Origin of the sequence: Nisaea sp., assembly GCF_017640745.1 — a bacterium.
GTDB lineage: Bacteria > Pseudomonadota > Alphaproteobacteria > Thalassobaculales > Thalassobaculaceae > Nisaea.
Genome location: NZ_JAEPQA010000015.1, coordinates 1 through 19,036, shown reverse-complemented (window position 1 = coordinate 19,036; position 19,036 = coordinate 1). Strand labels below are relative to the sequence as shown.

The window sequence follows — 19,036 nt, the reverse complement described above, 5'->3', positions numbered from 1 at the left end:
AAACTATTGCCGAAGCCCGGCGATCTGTACAGGGAGTAGGTTGACGCGGATCAATCAGAAATTGGCATTTTAAACGGACAAAGTGCTTCGTAGGCGGCACTCGCAGCGAAAACTTTATCTTCGCGGAACTTTGCCGCGACAATCTGCAGACCCGCCGGCAGGCCTTCGGCTGTGAAGCCGCAGGGCACGGAGGCGGCCGGTTGCTGCGTCAGGTTGATCGGGTAGGAGAAGGGTGTCCACTCGGTCCAGCGCCGCATGCCAGACCCCGCCGGAACGTCCGTGCCGGCGTCGAAAGCCGCCGTCGGCATGGCTGGCGTCATCAGCAGGTCATAGCGGTCCAGAAGCTGGTTCATATCGTAACCGAGCTTTTCCCGCGCCCGGATCGCGTCCTGGTATTCGGGAAGGGTGATCTCGAGCCCTTCGAGGCAGACTTCGGCGAGGCCGGGATCGAGCAGTTCGCGCTGGGCCGGCGTGAGGGCCCTGTAGGCGTTGGCCGCGCCGGTGAACCAGTGCGCCCGGAAGGTTTCCGCCGACGAGGCGAGGTTCAATTCCACATGCTCGACATGGGCGCCGAGTTCGGTGAAGCGGCGGACTGCGGCCTCGACGAGGTTCGCGATTTCCGGATCGACTTTCGCGAAACCGAGATCCGGGCTGAAGGCGATCCGCATGCCGCGGACGGAGATGGCGGAGAATCGGCGGAAATCGCGTCCATCGTCGGGTGCGGTGTACCAGTCCGCGACATGCGGCCCGCTCATCACCTGCAGCATCAGCGCGGCGTCCGCGACGGTCCGGGTCATCGGGCCGACATGGGAGACCGTTCCCATCGCGCTTGCGGGATATTGCGGAACCCGGCCGAAGGTCGGCTTGATGCCGTAAATGCCCGTATAGGCTGCGGGAATCCGGATCGAGCCGCCGCCGTCGGTGCCCTGATTCAGTGCGCCCATACCGGTCGCGGTGCAGGCCGCGGCGCCGCCCGAAGAGCCACCGGGTGTTTTCTCGGGGTTCCAGGGGTTGCGGGTAACCCCGGTCAGCGGGCTGTCGGTGACGCCCTTCCAGCCGATTTCGGGGGTCGCGGTCTTGCCGAGGAAAACGGCACCGTGATCGCGGAGCCGCGCGACAAACGGTGCGTCCTCAGGCGCCCTGTAATCGGGATCGGTCGTCTTGGAGCCGCGCCGGGTCGGCAGTCCCTTCACGTCCGCAAGATCCTTGATGGTCGTCGGAACGCCGTCCACGAGCCCGACCGGGCGCCCCTTCAGCCAGCGTGCCTCGGACTCCTTCGCCGCCTCAAGCGCACCCTCGGCATCGATATGGACGAAGGCGTTCAGTTTCGCATTGTGGCGCTCGATGGCGCCGAGAGCGGCTTCCGTCGCCTCGACCGGAGAGAGGGTTCCGGCGGCATAGGAGCGGATAAGATCGGTCGCGCTCATCATCGCGATTTCACGGCTCATGTCGTGTTCTCCAGTATCTTTCGGGCCGCTTCACTTGACCGGTTTCGGCCAGGACGGATCGCGGAATTCCTGAATCTCGAAACGGTAGTTGCCGATGCCGCGGAAGAAGGCGGAATAGACGTTGAACTTCTCGCTGTAGGCAGGAGCTCCGTCGAAGCTGACGCCCTTGGCCTTCATCTCGTCGTAGAAGCCGTCAACATCGTCGGAGACGAAGGAAATCGTTACCGCCGGATCGGCCGAGGGCGGGCGGTTGGTGCAGACCCCGAGGAAGGCGTTCGGCGCCACTTCGTAGATATGGCAATGGTCGTTCTGGTTCAGCGCCAGCCGGAACCCGAGTGTCTCGCCGAGGAAGGCCGAAGCCGAAGCGAGGTCACCGGTGTAGATGAAAGACAGCATTTGCCCGACGGACGGCATGGCGGCGGCGACTCCCGAATGTGATGCGGTGACGCTCGAACGGCGTGCGTCACCGGTAAGGTGGGAAGCCAAGTCTAGGACTCTTCACCTGGCCGGCGCAATTCGGGGATTGCCTTTGTCGCCTACTGATAGGGCGCGATCGAATCCGCCTGCAGGGAGTACCCGACTTCCGCCAGGTCGTTCGTCTCGTTCAGGATGCCGAGCGTGCCGGCGACATGCACCGGTTCGAACATTTCCCGCGGGTCGTAAGGCTGTTCCGTGCGGACGAGGATAAGCTGGTTCGGTGGCGGCGGGGGTACGTGGATGCAGGCGCCGACATAGGGCACCAGGATCAGTTCCTTGACCCCGACGCCTTCATAGTCGAGCGGGATAATGTAGCCGGCGATGCGGATGTTCTGACCGATCAATTCCTTTACCAGATCCTTGCCGTAATCGTCGCTGGTCTGCGCCGGAGCGCCCCCGTGCTGGACCACTCCGAGACGGTTCATGGTCGCCTGCAGGCGCTCGTCCGCATTCGGGATGAGATCTTCCCAGAGAATGTCGCGCGGTGTCTCCGAAGCTCGGGCGATTACCGGCAAGCCTGCCATTGCCGGAACAGATCCCGCGAGTGCGAGGAAAGATCTGCGGGAAAGAACCAGAGAGTTGCTCACACCAGCCTCCTATTGCCGGATCGTCATGCCGTCCGCGAGAGATATCCGGTATGCGCGCAGGGCGGGAAACAGCCCTGCAACGATACCAGCGAGAACGAATATTCCCAAGATCGCCGCTTCGCGCGCGGTCGGAAGCGTGAAGGGCAGGTAGAGCCCGAAGGCCTGGTCGGCGAGAGGTCCGGCGACCGCCAAGCCGGTCAGAAACAGGGCGGTTCCGGCAACCGCGCCTGCGAGCGAGAGCAGGGCGGCCTCGAGCACGGTCAGCAGCGCGATAGTGCCGGGGCCTGCGCCGACGGACCGCAGGATCGCCATTTCCCGACGCCGTTCCGCAAGGCTGGAGAGAATGGCTGCCATCATCCCGATGACGGCGGTCAGGACGACCATCGCGGAAACACCTGCAAGAGCGGTCTCGGCCACGCCGATGAGCGACCAGAGCTCCTGGAGCGCGACGCCGGGCAGCACGGCGAGCAGCGGCTCTTCCGGGTACTCGTTGATGAAGCGCTGGAGCTTGAAGGTCTTCAGTTTCGAGGTCACGCCGACCAGAGCCGCGGTGATCGATTTCGGAGTCAGATCCATCTGCCGGACCGCGTCTGCGCCGGTCGACTGACCAGGAATGCGGGCGCCGCTTTGCCAGTCGACATGGATCGCCTCGATTGCGGCGAGGCTGACATGCACCGTCCGGTCGACCGGGGTGCCGGTCTTCTCGAGAATACCGGACACCCGGAATGGCATGTCCTCATGCCGCGTAAAGCCGATCGCGCCGAGCCCATGGGCGACCACGATCGGATCGCCGACCTTGTAGCCGAGTGTCTCTGCCACGTCCGCGCCGAGGGTCGCATCGAACAGGTCGCTGAACGGTTCCCCAGCGCGCATGGTCAGCTTTTGTCCACCGCGGAAGCGGTAATGCTCGAAATAGGCCTCCGTGGTGCCGAGCACGCGGAACCCGCGATGGCTGTCGCCGAGGGAGAGCGGTACGGTCCAGGCGACCTCGGGCTGCCCGGCAATGTCCCGGTAGCTTTCCCAGGTCATGTTGTTGGTGGCATTGCCGATGCGGAACACGGAATAGAGCATGAGCTGGACGCCGCCGCTGCGCGCGCCAACGATCAGGTCCGTGCCGGAGATGGTGCTGCCGAAGCTTGTGCGGGCCCCGGTGCGGACACGTTCCACCCCAAGGAACAGCGCGATGCTGACCGCGAGGGCGAGCACGGTGAGCAATGCTGTCGCCCACCTGTTGGCAATGGAACGCCCCGTAAGTCTCAGCAGAATCACGCCGCCGCCTCCGTTCTGAGAACGTCGGTCGTGCGGACGACGCGGTCGAAGCGCGATGCGAGGCGTTCGTCGTGGCTCACCATCAGCAGGCTCGCACCGAGACTGTCGAGCTGCGCGAAGAGGAGGTCGAGGAAACGCTCCTGGCTGGAGCCGTCGAGCGCCGAGGTGGGCTCGTCCGCGACGATGAGTTCCGGGCCGCCGATCAGCGCGCGCGCGGCGGCGACGCGCTGCTGCTGGCCGGTGCTGAGGCCGGAGGCCGGACGATGCCGCATCTTGCCTTCCGGCAGGTCCAGTCGGGTCAGCAGTACGTCGGCGGCGTCCGCATCCCCGCCTGCGCGGCGCGCGCGTCCGGGGGCGAAGGCAAGGCCGAGGCGCACATTTTCCAGCGCCGAGGCATAGGGCAGCAGATTGAACATCTGGAAGATCACGCCGATATGCTCCGCCCGGAAACGGTCCCGCTGCGCCGATGAGAGGGTGGAGAGATCCGTCCCGAGGATTTCGATCTTTCCCTCGGCCGGCGTCGAGATTCCGCAGATCAACCCCAGCAGGGTCGACTTGCCGCCGCCGGATGGGCCGAGCAGCAGAACCCGCTCGCCCCGCGCAACCTGAAAAGCGTCGACGGCGATGCGGAAGCCGGTCCCTTTCCACTCGAATTGCACGCCGGAGAGGGCAATCGCAGGCGAACTGTCGTCTGGTCGGGGATGGGGCGCTGCCACGGTTCGTTCCGGGATAGAGGTGTTCAGTTCTTGAGGGAGAGCATAGGCGTATCGCGCTCCACCTCATACTTGAACTGACCCCGCGCGCCGAGAACCGTCACGTCGAGTTCCTCGCTATGCGGAAAGACGGCGAAAAAGGGAAACTCGATTCCCGACAGCCGGGACGTGTCGTCGCAGGAGATTTCATAGGCCACGTGGAACTCGGAATGCTCCGCTTCCTGGGAGGCGGACTGCTTGCCGTGATCGTCGTGGCCGTCTTCGACATGCGCCTGCTCGAAAGTGCAGGTGGCTCCCTGGAAACTGAAGAGCGCGGCGCCGTCCTTCAGCTTCTTCTCCGCGTCGATCATCGCAGCCTTGTCGGCATCGGATTTCGCCTCGTGCTCGAAGCCGACGATATCCGCACCGGGAATTTGGAGCTCCATCAGCACGCTGTTGCCTTCGATCGCGATGTTCAGCTGTCCATGGCCATGCTCATGGGCGCCGGAGGAACGTGTTTCGCTCGCGGCGACGGGTGATGCGGCCAGGGCAGCAAGCAGAAGGGCGGCGGATGCGGAACGGATCATTTTTGGAGCTCCGGGAGCGATGAGTTAAGTTTGAAATATTATAACATAACATATCAACTTCGCCAGATACTATCGGGGCTCCGGGTTCAGTTTTGCGGCTGGATATTGATCTGTGCGCCGTCTCTGGGAGTGCAGTCTCCCGAAAGCCATTGCTGGACCATGCTTTCCTTGCAGGCCGCCCATGGCCGGTCGACGCCGCCGCCGAACTCCTCCTGATAGATCGTCGCCATCACGATCACGGCCAGCAACGCGGCCAGTATCCACATGCCTCGGCTCATATCAGCCCCCTTTCTCCCGTCCAAAAGTGGGGTCACGTCACCGATGATAAAAGGGGGCGTTTGCCCCGACTTCGGTCATTCGGCCCATTCGACGATGTGATCGATCAACTGCTCGTCCGGCACCAGATCCTCCGAAACGGCGCGTCCCCGGACCGATATCCCGGCTTCATGCACCATCTCCGGGTCGCCGCAGACAAGGGGGTGCCAGAACGGCAGATCCTTGCCTTCCTTGACCAGCCGGTAGGCGCAGGTCGAGGGCATCCAGACCAGATCCTCGAGAAGCTTCGGCGTCAGGATCACGCAATCCGGCACCTTGGCCTTCCGGTTCGAATAGTCCTTGCAGCGGCAGGACTGTCCGTCGAGCAACTTGCAGGCGACGTCGGTGTAATGCAGGTCGTCGGTCACATCGTCGATCAGCTTCACCAGACAGCATTTTCCGCAGCCGTCGCAGAGCGCCTCCCACTGCTCGCCGCTCATCTGCTCCAGCGGCGTGGTCTTCCAGTATGGAAGGTTGGACGTGGCGCTCTCAGCCGTCATCTCAGTCCTTGCCGGCGATCCGCGCCAGAACGGGCAGCAGCTGTTCGCGGAAGGCTGCGGGATTTTCCGACATCGGGAAGTGCCCCATCTCCTTCATGATGATCGCTTCGGCGCCGGGAATGCGTTTTGCGGTCTCGATCGTGTTCTCCGGCGTGCAGGAATAGTCGTATTCGCCGGTCATCAGGAAGACTGGGCAGGCGCCGGTGTCGATCGTGCTGCTATCCCGTGCGTAGTCGCTGTCGGTCCGGTAGAAATGCATGTCGCCCTTAAAGACCTCCGGACCGCCCTGGTAATAGTGCCAGAGCGTTTCCCAACGGAACTCGTCCGGACTTTGCGGCGCGACGAGGCCGGAGACGAGGGCGGCGCAGAAATCGCCGCGCAGGAACTCCGGGCTCTCCAGCCAGCTGTTGTCGTACCAGGGCGAGGGATGGTCGGAGCCCTCGAGGCCGATGACGCCCCGTAGCGCGGCGCCTTTCTCCAGCGCCAACCGGACGACGACCCGGCCGCCCATGGAGCAGCCCATCACCACCGGCCGGTCGAGGTCGAGCGCTTCGGAGAAGGCTTCTACCGCAGCGACGTAGAAACTGCTCGTCAGCTTGTATTCCTCGTCCTGCCAGCCTTCCGGCGGGTTGGACTTGCCGTGCCACGGCAGATCGAAAGCGATGACGCGGAACCGGTCGGTGACGGCACTGTCGCACATAAGGTGCCGGTACTGGCTCGAATGCGCACCGGCGGTGTGCAGGCAGAGCAGGGGAATGCCGCTGCCGGCCTCCTCGAAATAGATCCGGTAGGGACGGCCCTCGATCTCGAGATGCACGTAGCGCCCGGTAATCGGCTCGATCCTTGAGCTCATTTCCCCGCCTCCTGACGCAGGGTCCGGGGGAGGGCGAGCAGTTCCTTCACGTAGCGCAGATTGTGCAGCAGCGGCGCGGTGTTGCCTTCGAGCCGGGCATGCCCGTAGCGCGTCATGGCGAAGAGGTCCTGGTAGCCCGGTGGCGGTGCGTCGGACCAGAAAGTCTCCCAGACCTCCCTCGGCGCTCGGATGGCGAAGTCCCAGCTCCGCATCTTGAACGGTCCGACCTCGACGGCGCTGACGGCGCCGTTCTCGACCGTGACATGATAGGGCGTGTCGCCGACCTCGAGCAGAAAGGCGGAACGCATGTAGCGGCCGATGTGGCGCAGGTGCGGGCGGCTGGCGACAGCGTCCGTCAGACAGTCGAACATGGTGTCTCTCTCCGGATCAGTAGACGGCGCGGCCGCCGGACAGGTCGAAGCAGGCGCCGGTATTGAAGGTACATTCCTCCGACAGCAGCCAGCACACCATGGTGGCGACTTCCGCGACGGTGCCGAGACGCCCCATTGGACATTTCGAGATCATCACCTCGACATGTTTCGGGTCCGCGTTCGCAACCATCTCGGTTTCGATTGGTCCGGGTGCGATGGAGTTTATGAGGACGCCGGTATTCACGAGTTCCTTGCTCATCGCCTTGGTGAAGGCGATCACGCCGGCTTTTGCCGCGCTGTAGGCAGGGGCGTTCGGCGTGCCTTCCTTGCCGGCGATCGAGGCGATATTCACGATCCGCCCATAGCCGCGATCAACCATGCCCGGCGCGACGGTCTTGGAGCAGAGGAAGACGCCGGTCAGGTCGATGTCGATGACCCGCTTCCAGTCCGGCAGCGCGTAGGAGGTGGTCGGAACTGTCGGACCGATGATGCCGGCGCTGTTGACCAGCAGGTCGATCGGGCCGATGGCGCCGACCGAATTGGCATGACCCACTGCGACGCTCGCTTCCGAACTGACATCGACGGTTGCTGCCGACAGACCCGAAGGATTTCCGAGTTCCGAGACCCTGGCCGCGAGCGCCTCCGCATCCACGTCCCAGAGGGCGACCTTGCCACCACGTTCCAGAATGCGTTTTGCAACGGCAAGGCCGATGCCTTTCGCGCCGCCCGTCACGATCGCCGCGCGACCGGTAAAATCCCCATCCTTCAATGTGCTTCTCCCCAAGCCTTTTTTATGTGCAATCCGGACTCGTTGGCTGGTCCGATGTTACTTCGAGGCGAGCGTGAATTCTCCCTCACGGATCCGGTCGGGCCATTCGGCCACCATGTCCGCAACGGCCTGCTCGCCGTAATTCTCGATCATATCGGTCAGGGCCGCAAAGATTGCGGATGAGGCGACCATCTCCGGTGCGCAGCCCTGGTCGACCGCTTCGTCCCAGGCCTCGAGGATGAGTTTCAGCGCGACGCGTTTCTGTTCGTCGTCCGGCAGAACTCCCGCATCCGAGTCCGACATATCATTCTCCGACTTTTTATTGTTCCCGCCCGAAGGGCTTTATTCGATGCGGCTTCGCTTGAGGCCGGCACCGAGCGAACGCTAGACTGATTCCAAAGTCAGTGGGAGGAAAAACATGACTGAAAAGCACGAGTTCCTGCATCACGTCGGGGATGAGCATCCGTTCGTTGCGCGCGGGCTCCGGAGCTATTTCGAATATCGCGACCTCGGAATCGAAGATGCCTCCAAGGGCGATGTGGTGTCTCACGTGATCAAGGCACGCGACGGACATAACGCGACCGGTGCCTGGCACGTGCACGACTGCAAGTTCCAGATGTTCTACGTCCTGAAAGGCTGGGCGAAGTTCGAATACGAGGGCCAGGGCGTGCACATGATCAAGGAGGGCGATTGCGTTTTGCAGCCGCCGATGATCAAACATCGCGAAATTGAACATTCCGAGGACCTCGAACTGATCGAGGTCGTAGCGCCGGCGAATTTCAAGACTTACGAAGTCGACGCGCCCGAAAGCTGACCGGGCGCGCGGCCCGCCGGACAAGGAGGGCCTGGCCATATCCCAGAACCTGAGCTGGCAGGACGGATCGCTCCCGTTTTCGGAGCGGTTCGGCGACGTCTATTTTTCCGCCGAGGACGGTCTCGCCGAGACCCGCCACGTCTTTCTCGCAGGGAACGGCCTTCCCGAAGCCTGGGCCGGGCGGGAGACCTTCACGATCGGCGAGACCGGGTTCGGGACCGGTCTCAATTTCTGTGCTGTCGCCGATCTGTGGCGCCGGACACGGCCGACCGGCGCGCTTCTGCATTATGTGAGCATCGAGGGGTTTCCGCTCTCTGCCGGGGAGTGCCGCCGCGCGCTCGAACGCTGGCCCGAAATCGGCGAGGTCGCCGGGGCGCTGGCCGAACGCTATCCCGATCCGGTGCCGGGGCTGCACCGCATTCATTTCGAGGAATGGGGGATTGTCCTGACACTCGCAATCGGCGAGGCGGGGGACTTGCTTTCGAAATTGAAGGCCCGCATCGATGCCTGGTTTCTCGACGGTTTCGCTCCGTCCCGAAATCCGGAGATGTGGCGTGAGGAGGTTCTGACGGGGATCGGGCGTCTCACCGTCGCGGGCGGTACGCTCGCGACCTTCACGTCGGCGGGGGCGGTGCGCCGGGGGCTGGCCGCGGCCGGATTCGAAGTCACCAAAATGCCGGGCTTCGGGCGCAAGCGCGAGATGTCGGTGGCCCGAAAGCAAGAGAATGTGCCTGATGAACGCCCCGAATTTGCGCGGCTGGCGGCGCCGGTGGCCGAGCGTGGCCGGAACGCCCGTATCGCCATCGTCGGGGGCGGCATTGCCGGCGCGTCGCTGGTCCGCGCGTTTCGGCGGCGAGGCGTTACGCCGGAGCTCTACGATGGCGGAGGCATCGGATCGGGTGCTTCGGGAAATCCCCTGGCGCTCGTCATGCCGCGCATGGATGCGGGCGACAGTCCGGCCGCCAGATTCCATGCGGCGGCCTACCGTTATGCGATCGAGCAATATGGCAGAAGCGAAGCCTGGGACCCGGTCGGCGTTCTTGTCATGCTTGAGCAGGAGGCATCGCTCGTCCGGGCGGAAAAGGCACGCGGACATGACTGGAATCCGGCCGCCCGCGCCGAACTCCTGGACGCCCGGACGGCAAGCGATGTTGCCGGAGTGGAGTTGAACTGCCCGGGACTTTTCCATGCCGATGCAGGACTTCTCGGGACCGAAAAGCTGCTCCGCGAATGGATCGACGGGGCTCCATGTGTCGGGCGCTGCGTCGCCGGTCTGGCGCGGACCGGAAGCGGCTTGAGGCTGCTTGACGATCATGGCGATGTTCTGGGTGAAGCCGACACGGTGATTCTTGCTGCAGGTATTGGCAATGGAAGCTTTTCCGCGGGTGACTGGCTTCCGCTCGCGCCAGTGCGCGGTCAGCTCTCCATGGTCCCGGCGCTCGGACAAGACGACCCTCTGAGATGCGCGCTTTCCTGGGGCGGCTATCTGTCGCCGGTGCGGGACGGCATCCGTTTTCTGGGGGCGACGCACGATCCGGTGAACCGGATCGGCCCGGGGTGGGACGATGCGGTGACCTATGAGGATCACCGGCGCAACCACTCCAACCTTCCGCCCTGTCTGGCGGATTTTGTCGCCACTCCGGACGCGGCCTGGACTGGCCGTGCGCGGCTGCGGGCCGTGACGCCGGACCGCGTGCCGCTATTCGGAGCGCTGCCGGACGGAGTGGATCTACGGTCGGCTTTCGCAAAGCCGGTTCCGCGCGGCGGACCTCTCCTTCCGGCATCGGACATTCTCGTGCTCGGTGGGCTCGGCTCGCGCGGGTTCGTCACCGCGCCGTTGGCGGCTGAATTGCTCGCGGCAAGGCTGTTCGGGGAGGTTTGGCCGCTTGAGATGGCGGCGGGGCTGGCCGGCGACCCGGCGCGTTTTGCCGTTCGGGCCTTTCGCCAAGGGCGCCTGGATGCTTTTCTTGGCTGAGATGTCGAAAAACCGACGTGCCAGTCCCGGTTGGAAAACCTTTCGTTAAGCTTCTACGTAGATAGTTGAAAAGGCAGACAACATCGCGATCTTTGTCGATCCATCGTTTTGGTCTGCAGGAACGGAAAGCTCGCGATCGTGCCAGGTCAAACCAAGCATAAGAATGTGCTCTTTTCGCTCGTCGGCGAGCGGTTGACTCTCGCCCCGGCAGTCGCCTCAGCAATTGCTTTCATTGTCGTTCTGGCAGCCGCCCTTTATGCGCAACTCATGATCGAGGCGCGCGATAACGAGGAGCGTGCCGCGCAGCATGAATTTGCCCGTGCCCACATCTCCCAGAACCTGCAGAACTATCTCGATGCGCGGTTTCGGTCGATCGACGGGCTGGTTGCACAATTGGCGATGTCCGAAGACGCGGTCAAAGAGGCGGAATTCGAGGCGCTGGCCCGGCGGTTTCACGAAGATTTCGATGGTGTGCAGGCTGTTAACTGGATCGATCGCCACGGTGTGGCGCGCTGGATCGTTCCGCTTGAAGGGAACGAGGCGGTCAAGGACAGGGACCTGAGTGCGCTCGATGGACCCGGAAGCGTTATCGCGGCGGCTCGCAGGGATGGCCTGCCGCATGCGACGGGTCCGATAACCTTGCTGCAGGGGGGAATCGGGTTCGCGAGTTATTTCCCCCTTGTCCGCAGCGGCGAGATGCTGGGGCTGGTCAATGTCGTTTTTCGATTTAACGACCTCGTCGAAAGCATCGCAGCGCTCGATCCGCGCGGCCGGTTGTCGGTCGGTCTCTACCATGGAGACGCGTTGGTTGCCGAACAGTCGAATACCCCGGATACGCCGGCCGTCTCCAGCCTGTCTCACGAACTGAAGATTCTCGACCAGGTGTATCGACTGGAGGTGAGGGCGCATGGCTCAAGCCCGGGTCTCGTTAGTCCGATGATGCCCGTGCTTTTCGTCAATATCCTGTTTGCCGGTGCGCTCTTCCTTGCGCTTCGCCAGATCGGCTTGCTGGCCCGAAGCGAGGCACGCTTCCGGGATCATGCGGAGATCGCCTTCGATTATCTGTGGGAAACCGATGCAGATCAGAGGTTTACCTATGTGTCGGGGGCGTTCGAAAAAATCGTCGGTCGTCCTGCATCGGATTTCCTCGGCCGTCGATTGTCTGAATGCGACGTGAGCGGCATGTCGGAAGCGGCGTTGCGCGAGCACAGCGCGACCATGGGACAACAGAGTCCGTTTACAAATTTCGTTTTCTTCGTGGAGCGTCCGGACGGGACGAAAAGCTGGATCTCCTCATCCGGAAAGCCGCTCTATAGCTCAAGCGGACGTTTCATCGGCTATCGCGGCGCGGACCGCTCCATCGACGAACAGGTGGCGACCGAACGCCGGTTGCGGAAGGCGTGGGAGCACGCCGAGGCGGCCAACAGGGCGAAAAGCAATTTTCTCGCCGGCATGAGTCATGAGCTGAGGACGCCGCTCAATTCGATCATCGGCTTTTCGGAAATTATCCGTGATCAGATGCTTGGGCCGGTCGGAAAACCGCAATATGTCGAATATGCGAACGATGTCGTGACCTCGGGCCGGCATCTCCTGTCGCTCGTGGACGACGTGCTGGATCTCTCCAAAATCGAGTCCTCCACATTCGAACTCTCCGAGGACGAGGTCGAACTGGCGACTGCTTTTGATTTCGTCTGCCGTGGATTCCGGCGCCTCGCGGAATCGCGGGGGATCTCGATCGAGCTCGACGTCGGCAAGGATGCCGCTTGTTTGCGCGCGGATACCAGGCTGATCCGGCAGATGGTGATGAATCTCGTCTCCAATGCGATCAAGTTCACCGATCGTGGCGGGAAGGTCCGGATCCTGTCGGAGCGGGACGATGCGGGATGCATCCATATCAAGGTCCGGGATACGGGGATCGGAATCCCGGAAGAGCACCTTGCCCGTGTTCTGGAACCGTTCGTTCAGGTACGGGAAACAGCCCTGCTCAGCCACGAGGGCTCGGGCCTCGGCTTGTCGCTCGTGAAACGTTTCGTCGAGCTGCACGGCGGTGTGGTCGATCTTCAGAGCGTTCTCGGCCAGGGAACGACGGTCGATCTTGCCTTCCCGACAAATCGAAGCATCGGTCATTAGGACAGGGAAATGGTGCCGGTTGAGGGACTTGAACCCCCGACCCTCTGATTACAAATCAGATGCTCTACCAACTGAGCTAAACCGGCATCCTCAGATTTCTGCGGGATACAGCCTGCGGCGCCGGCAGTCAACAGAGACGGTTGGCGGGACGCCTGCATGGGGCGCAGGCCGGGCACGTCATGTATTCCGACAGCCGGCTCTAAATGTTCGAAACAATCAATTTCGGCGGATCGAAGCGCGGCAGGGAGCCTGCCGTCACGACATTTCTCGCAGCCCGCATGAGGTGTGAAATCGGCGCATGATCTTCGCATAGCTGCTTCAGCGCCTTCAGGGCCTTTTCCAGTTTCGAGATTTGACTGTCCGAATAGACCGGGGCCTCTCGCCGCGGCGCCGTGGCTTCCTCGTAACGGGTCACGATGTCCGATATCAGAGCCGAAAGGTCCTCCGCCGCACGGTCGATCTCGCCAGCATCGGCTCCAATCTTGCGGAGCTGCGCCAAGCGGACGTTGAGTTCAAGCAGTGAGTATACTTGCTGGTGGCGAACGTAAAGCTCGCGGTCCCGCGGGTCCCGATTGTTCAATTCTAAACTTTCGAGCATCGATCACTCCGAGCCGATTTACGACTGCATGTCCTATCCAAAAACAGAACTCCACCGCGTCTGGATGAGCCTGCCGATTGAATTTTAAGCGGGAAATCGTGAATCGCTCGTGAATCGAATTGAGATAAATTTCCCCAATTTGGCATATTTTTTTTATTGGAATCGGGTGTGTTTTCTTTATGTTCTTCTTTTGTTTCTGTAATGCATACTTATTTGCGTCAAAAAGAGTGTGAACTCTGAAAAGAGTTTGGCCTGCCGCGGCAACTTTCGGGGAAATGGGAATGAGCTTATCGAACGTGGTTCCGGATTCTGCTTTCAGTTCGGAAAGGCATGAAAACCCGCGGAGCGGCCGGGATTTTGCCGGTATGTCGCTGCGGAGATCCTGCGATTTTTTACGTCGCTCCGAATTATGTTTATTAATTCTTAAGCACAATGAGGGATTATGCCTCCCGAGACGAAACCTGAACGAGCTGGTTCGAATGAGCGTCGAAGTGCAGGAAAAGAAATCATCGGCCAAAGCCAAGGTGGACGAAGAAGCGCTTGATTCGCTTCACACCATGCCTTTGTCGATCATTCCTCTGCAGACTCCAGGGCTCAAGAAAGCCTTCATGATCAAGAATGCGCGCCTCGAAAGTGCGATCGAATTGTTTCGTGACGGCACGTCTGGCAGCGGTCAGGTCGAGCCGAAGGAGCTGCATGGCTATTTTCAGGATGTCGGCGGCGCGCTCTCGCACGACCTGATCATTCTTGAAAAGCTTTCGACTCTCGAATCTTTCGACGTTTATTCCCTGCGCCTTGAGCTCAGAAACCTCGAGATCGGGTTCGAGGATTATTCGGCATTGCAGCTTTCCGACGCCAAGCGCGCGGAACTCACCGAATACATGCGAGCCTTCACGCGGCCTCTCATCCAGCGTGTCTATGGCGGCGACAAGTCGGAAGAGATCAGCGACGTCGGGCAGATCATCAAGATGGTCGCCTCGCCGAACCGGAACGAAGCGGTGGCGCAGCTGAAGCGGCTTGCCGAGGAACTTAATACCGAACTGACCGAGGTCCCCAAGTTCCTCGAGCGCTATGGCGACATTTTTCTGTCGCTCTCCTATTTCCGCAGCTGTCTCGACAAGATCATGTCGCAGCTTCCGTCCTTCATCAGCTGGATGGAAGAGCTGCACAGCAACTACCAGATCCAGAACGACCGGGCGCAGCTGAAGGTGTTGATGGATATCGAGTCGGATCTGAATGAGATTTCGACCTCTCTCGTTGGCCGGTTTGAATATTTCAATCACCGCTCGCACGCGTTCTGGGAAAATATCAGCGCCGATTCGTTCCAGTCCTTCCAGGAGCTGGTTACCGCGCACCATGTGAGCATCGGTGCCGTTCTTTGCGGTCTGGCCGTGAAACTGAATCTCTACGAGGCGCGCTTTCCGAACCATGGCGGCGGACCGGTGAAGCGTCTGGAATTCATCAATTCCGAAATCAAACCCGGCCTCAAGCGGATCAAGGATATCGAGCAGAAGGTCGGTGCGGTAAGCTAGGGTCGTTCCGGAGCAGCCGAGGCCGCCGGAACGCAACCGATTTCCTGGTTGTGTGCCTTCCGCTCGGCAAAATGCTTCGCGCCGAGGAGCGTCCGACGTTATGTGCTCATCAAAGGCCGCTCAGCAAAAAGCTGCCGGCGACATGACCGAACTGAGCTCCGAATCGCAGGCCGACTTATTGCAGATGGCCGAAAGGCTTGCCCGGTTCGGCTACTGGCGGCTGGATCTCGGTTCAGGCTCGATCTTCTGGTCCGATGAGGTTTTCCGGATCCACGGCCGCGATCCGTCAGCGGGTCCGCCGAATCTCGAGACGGCGTTGAATGCCTATGTTCCCGAGGACCGCGCGAAGGTCGAAAGCGAAGTCCGCCGCTGTATCGAAAACGCGCAACCGTTCGAGTTCTCGCTGCGAATTCGCCGTCCCGATGGCGAGGTCCGCAATGTTGTTTCACGCGGGACGCCCGAGCTGGACAGCAGCGGCAAGGTCGTCGCGGTCATCGGGGTTTTCCTGGATATCTCTCAGCGCCGCGATGTCGAGCAGGCACGTCGTGTCAACGAACTGCTGCGCCAGACCATCGACGCGCTCGACGAGGCGGTCAGCATATATGATCCAGACGACAGGTATGTATATGCAAACCCGAAATATTTCGAACTTTTCCCCTATCTGAAAGACATCGATAACCTCGAGGGCATGACCTTCGAAGAGGTGCTCCGCATCAGCCTCAAGAACCGCGTCATCGACAGCCCGCTGGCGTTGAACGATCCGGAGGCTTACGTGGCTCAACGCATTGCGGCGCGTCGGGCCGGTGTATCGGACCTCGGCGTGCGCCTGCACAAGAGCGGGCACTGGTATTCGGCGCACGAGTTCCGCACCGAAACGGGCGCTCTGATCACCATGCGTCGGGACGTCACCGAGACCCGTGCAGCCAGCGAGGAACTGGAAAAGGTCAAGGAGCGCTATGAACTGGCGGTTTTTGCCGGTGGGATCGGCGTTTGGGAATATGACATCGACGGCGACGGTTTTTTCTGGTCGGACTTTGCTTCCGATATTCTGACCGGAGGACTGGAGGAGCCGCCGAGTGCACTGGATGCCCTGATCGGGATTGTGCATGCCGAGGATCTTGCCCATTTCAGGGGGCAGTTCCGGGCCTGCATCGCGCATCGCGCGATGATGGACATCGAGGTGCGTGTCGTTTCGCGCGACGGACGCGTGAACTGGGTTCATTGGCGCGCCCGGGCGATCAGGGACTCAAGCGGATCCGTAGAACGGATCGTCGGATCCATCGTCGATACGACACGGCGCAAGATCGACCAGGAGCGTGTTGCGCGTAGCGAAGCCCGCTTGCGCGACATCGCTCGCACCGTCCCGGGCGTGCTCTGCCAGTGGTCGTTGGGCAAGGACAAGCAGCCATTCTTCACTTATGTCAGTCCGAAGGCCGAGGAAATCTTCGGTTTCGAGGATTCAAGCCCCATCGGTGTGACAGACGGTCTGGTGCCGGTCGAAGACGATCTGGCGACCGTCAGGGAGGTGCTGGAGCGCAACCTGCGGACCGGTGACCAGGTGCGCTTCGAAGCGCGTTACGAACTGCCGCTCAGGGGGATCCGCTGGATACGCAGCATGTCACAGGTCGTTTCGGTTTCCGAAGAGAGGACCGATCTGACGGGTGTGCTGGTCGATGTTACAGAGATCAAGGAAGCGCAGGAGCGCATCCAACAGAGCGAGCGGCGGCTCAATGACGCCATCGAAGCGATCGACGAGGCCTTCGCATATTACGACGCGGCCGACAGGCTCGTGATTTTCAACGACACCTATCGCAAACTGCGCCCGGAAATTGCCGAGCACGTCGTGCCGGGACTGCTGTTCGAGGACTATTTGCGCCTCCTGCAGAAGCACGGTCTGCTTCCGAAAGATGTCGACAATTCAGAGAGTTGGATCCGGGAACGGATGGAATGGCATCGCCATCCCGGAGAGGACCCGATCCTTGTCGACGTTCCCGACGGCCGCGTCTTCCTGATCGCCGAACGCGCGTCCAAAGACGGCGGAACGGTCTCGACGGTAACCGATGTAACCGATCTGAAGCGCCGCGAGACAGCGCTTGAGAGCGCGCACGCGCAGTTATCCGAACAGCATGATGCTCTCGAAAAGCTTGCGGCCGACCTCGACGCCGCCCGTGTCGCGGCGGAAGCCGCCAACGAGGCCAAGTCCCAGTTCCTGGCGATGATGAGCCATGAAATCCGCACGCCGATGACCGGACTCCTCGGCATGGTCGAGATGCTGCGGGCGGAAAAGCTGAACGAGTCTCAGCAGGGATATCTCGACGTTCTCGGGCAGTGTGCCAGAACCTTGCAGAATTTGCTGAACGACATTCTGGATCTGTCGAAGATCGAAGCCGGGCAGCTCAAGCTCGAGTCGATTGAGTTCGATCTCGCGAAGACGGCGCGCGAAACGGTCGATCTTTTTCAAAGCGCTGCGGCCGACAAAGGCATCAAACTTCTCTTGTCGGTCGAACCGCACACCGTCGGAAGATTGCGCGGCGACCCCTTGCGGTTCAAGCAGATACTGGCGAACCTTGTCAGCAACGCGGTCAAGTTCACCGCGGAAGGCAAGGTCGAACTGCGCCTCGGGTCATCCCTCGAGGACGGCGCTCTGATCGTTCGGGGGAGTGTCTCGGATACCGGGATGGGAATCCCGGAAGAGGCCATGCCTCGGCTGTTCAATCAGTTTGACCAGGTCGATACTTCGACGACCCGCAAATTCGGAGGCTCGGGGCTCGGGCTGGCGATCTGCCGCAGGCTCGCTATTGCCATGGACGGCAGCATCAGCGTCGAATCCGAGGTGGGGAAAGGCAGCAGGTTCAGTTTCGAGTTGAAGTTCGAAGCAGCCGGAAGCCGGCAGGATGCTGCCGGAAATTCTGAAGCGGCCGATCGCGACGAAAGTCGGGTGACGGAGGCTGATCCGAAGAAAATGCCGGGCATTGATATTCTTCTTGCGGAAGACAATGCGCTCAACGCGGATCTGATTGCGATGATGCTCGGCAAGTGGGGGCACAGGACGGAGATCGCGTCCGACGGCCTGGAAGCCGTGCGCAAGGCTGAAGAGACGCGGTTCGATCTTATCCTGATGGATATGCAGATGCCGGAGCTGGACGGACCGGACGCGACGCGGGAGATCCGTGCAGGAACCGGTCCGAACCGGAATACTGCGATCATTGGACTATCCGCCGATGCGATGCCCGAACACCGGATGAAATACATGGAAGCAGGGTTGACGGAGTTCGAAACCAAGCCGGTAGACTGGCCGCGGTTGCGGCTCTTGATTGCAGGCCTTTACGAACGCGGTCTGATGCCGAACGCCAGCGGGAAATGAGTGGGTTAAATCTCTCAATCTTCCGGGACGGATCGGTTGCGGCGCATTTCCCTGACGGAATAGATCGCGCCGACAAAAATCACGATCGAACCGACAATTGTCCAGAGGCTGGGAATCTCCTGGAAGAACATCACACCGATCAGGCCGGCGAAGACGAGGCGGGTATATTCCATCGGTTGCACGGCGGAGGCCTCGCCATGCTTGTAGGCCTTGATGTTGGAATATTGCGCCAGCGACATCAGAACGCCGGTCAGCACCATCATCGCCACTTCCTCATAGGTCGGCGTTTCCCAGAACAGAATGGCCGGAATGGCGAAGGCGATCGTCAATCCGAAGGATTGATAGGTCATGATCGTCATCGGCGATTCTGTCTTCGTCAGAATCCGCGTCAGGATCATGACGGCGGCGACAAAGACCGCGGATGCCATCGCAAGACCGGCATAGAAATCGATACCGTCGAAGCTCGGTTGCAGGACGATCAGCACCCCGGCAAATCCGAACAGGGTCGCCCCCCAGCGCTTGAGATCGACCACTTCCTTCAGGATGAGAACCGCGAGCAATGTAATGAACAGGGTGCGTGCGAAGGAGATCGCCGTGACTTGCGCCAGCGGCATGTAGATCACGGCGGTGAAGCCCGCAGCCATGGCGAGCAGGGAAAACCCGACCCTCAGGCCGTGCAATTGCAGGCGTTCGGTCTTGAAACCGGCCGGAAAGGAACGGAAAAGCTGTGGCCCGAGGATGAGGATGACGCAGAT

Annotated in this window: 19 protein-coding genes and 1 tRNA gene; 5 read left to right on the top strand and 15 right to left on the bottom strand. The window is 61.3% G+C overall.

The window, feature by feature from the left end; translation table 11 throughout:
* Positions 1–50: 50 nt before the first annotated feature.
* From JJ959_RS11820 to JJ959_RS11765, 12 genes are all read right to left on the bottom strand, one after another.
* Positions 51–1,448: an amidase gene (locus tag JJ959_RS11820; RefSeq protein ID WP_292883840.1), complete on the bottom strand. Its 1,398-nt coding sequence runs from the start codon at positions 1,446–1,448 to the stop codon at positions 51–53.
* A 30-nt stretch (positions 1,449–1,478) separates the two neighbouring features.
* Positions 1,479–1,934 carry a VOC family protein gene (locus JJ959_RS11815; protein ID WP_292883838.1) on the bottom strand — a complete coding sequence of 152 codons (456 nt, stop codon included), beginning with the start codon at positions 1,932–1,934 and terminating at the stop codon, positions 1,479–1,481.
* 50 nt (positions 1,935–1,984) lie between these two features.
* Complete coding sequence (locus JJ959_RS11810) at positions 1,985–2,512, bottom strand: DUF3299 domain-containing protein (RefSeq protein WP_292883836.1); 528 nt, start codon at positions 2,510–2,512, stop codon at positions 1,985–1,987.
* A 9-nt stretch (positions 2,513–2,521) separates the two neighbouring features.
* A complete protein-coding gene (locus JJ959_RS11805; RefSeq protein WP_292883834.1) occupies positions 2,522–3,781 on the bottom strand; it encodes an ABC transporter permease in 1,260 nt (419 codons plus the stop codon).
* The gene (locus JJ959_RS11800; protein WP_292883832.1) at positions 3,778–4,497 is read right to left on the bottom strand and encodes an ABC transporter ATP-binding protein; all 720 of its coding nucleotides are present in this window, start codon (positions 4,495–4,497) and stop codon (positions 3,778–3,780) included. Before JJ959_RS11800 ends, JJ959_RS11805 begins: the two co-directional genes overlap by 4 nt.
* A gap of 23 nt (positions 4,498–4,520) precedes the next feature.
* Positions 4,521–5,060, bottom strand: coding sequence for a DUF2796 domain-containing protein (locus JJ959_RS11795; protein ID WP_292883830.1), 540 nt, complete (start codon positions 5,058–5,060; stop codon positions 4,521–4,523).
* An 86-nt stretch (positions 5,061–5,146) separates the two neighbouring features.
* On the bottom strand, positions 5,147–5,338 hold the full coding sequence (locus JJ959_RS11790) for a hypothetical protein (RefSeq protein WP_292883828.1): 192 nt from the start codon (positions 5,336–5,338) through the stop codon (positions 5,147–5,149).
* A gap of 75 nt (positions 5,339–5,413) precedes the next feature.
* Positions 5,414–5,875, bottom strand: a complete 462-nt coding sequence (locus tag JJ959_RS11785; RefSeq protein ID WP_292883826.1) for a YcgN family cysteine cluster protein — start codon at positions 5,873–5,875, stop codon at positions 5,414–5,416.
* Between the two features lies 1 nt (position 5,876).
* Complete coding sequence (locus JJ959_RS11780; protein WP_292883824.1) at positions 5,877–6,728, bottom strand: alpha/beta hydrolase; 852 nt, start codon at positions 6,726–6,728, stop codon at positions 5,877–5,879.
* Positions 6,725–7,099, bottom strand: coding sequence for a hypothetical protein (locus JJ959_RS11775; RefSeq protein ID WP_193181343.1), 375 nt, complete (start codon positions 7,097–7,099; stop codon positions 6,725–6,727). The genes JJ959_RS11780 and JJ959_RS11775 overlap by 4 nt, the downstream gene beginning before the upstream one ends.
* 16 nt (positions 7,100–7,115) lie before the next feature.
* Entirely contained in the window at positions 7,116–7,868 is a 753-nt protein-coding gene (locus JJ959_RS11770; RefSeq protein WP_292883822.1) for an SDR family NAD(P)-dependent oxidoreductase, read from the bottom strand.
* Between the two features lie 57 nt (positions 7,869–7,925).
* Positions 7,926–8,171 carry a hypothetical protein gene (locus tag JJ959_RS11765; protein ID WP_193181339.1) on the bottom strand — a complete coding sequence of 82 codons (246 nt, stop codon included), beginning with the start codon at positions 8,169–8,171 and terminating at the stop codon, positions 7,926–7,928.
* A 115-nt stretch (positions 8,172–8,286) separates the two neighbouring features.
* On the opposite strand from JJ959_RS11765, the gene JJ959_RS11760 reads away from it, so the two are divergent.
* From JJ959_RS11760 to JJ959_RS11750, 3 genes are all read left to right on the top strand, one after another.
* Positions 8,287–8,682 (top strand): cupin domain-containing protein, encoded by a 396-nt coding sequence (locus tag JJ959_RS11760; protein ID WP_292883819.1) that lies wholly within the window; start codon positions 8,287–8,289, stop codon positions 8,680–8,682.
* Positions 8,645–10,657, top strand: a complete 2,013-nt coding sequence (gene mnmC / locus JJ959_RS11755) for an FAD-dependent 5-carboxymethylaminomethyl-2-thiouridine(34) oxidoreductase MnmC (RefSeq protein WP_366817040.1) — start codon at positions 8,645–8,647, stop codon at positions 10,655–10,657. Before JJ959_RS11760 ends, mnmC begins: the two co-directional genes overlap by 38 nt.
* A 138-nt stretch (positions 10,658–10,795) precedes the next feature.
* Complete coding sequence (locus JJ959_RS11750) at positions 10,796–12,787, top strand: ATP-binding protein (protein WP_292883817.1); 1,992 nt, start codon at positions 10,796–10,798, stop codon at positions 12,785–12,787.
* A 10-nt stretch (positions 12,788–12,797) separates the two neighbouring features.
* On the opposite strand, the gene JJ959_RS11745 is transcribed toward JJ959_RS11750, so the two are convergent.
* Positions 12,798–12,873 (bottom strand) — tRNA-Thr (locus JJ959_RS11745).
* Positions 12,874–12,986: 113 nt separating this feature from the next.
* A complete protein-coding gene (locus JJ959_RS11740) occupies positions 12,987–13,385 on the bottom strand; it encodes a hypothetical protein (protein ID WP_292883815.1) in 399 nt (132 codons plus the stop codon).
* A 479-nt stretch (positions 13,386–13,864) separates the two neighbouring features.
* Between JJ959_RS11740 and JJ959_RS11735 the strand changes: the two genes are divergently transcribed.
* Both JJ959_RS11735 and JJ959_RS11730 read left to right on the top strand, forming a co-directional pair.
* Positions 13,865–14,917 carry a hypothetical protein gene (locus JJ959_RS11735; protein WP_292883813.1) on the top strand — a complete coding sequence of 351 codons (1,053 nt, stop codon included), beginning with the start codon at positions 13,865–13,867 and terminating at the stop codon, positions 14,915–14,917.
* A gap of 142 nt (positions 14,918–15,059) precedes the next feature.
* Positions 15,060–18,281, top strand: a complete 3,222-nt coding sequence (locus tag JJ959_RS11730) for a PAS domain-containing protein (RefSeq protein WP_292883811.1) — start codon at positions 15,060–15,062, stop codon at positions 18,279–18,281.
* Positions 18,282–18,295: 14 nt separating this feature from the next.
* Here JJ959_RS11730 and JJ959_RS11725 read toward each other — a convergent pair.
* Positions 18,296–19,036 (bottom strand): DMT family transporter (locus JJ959_RS11725; protein WP_292883809.1); only part of this gene is annotated, 741 nt, incomplete at its 5' end.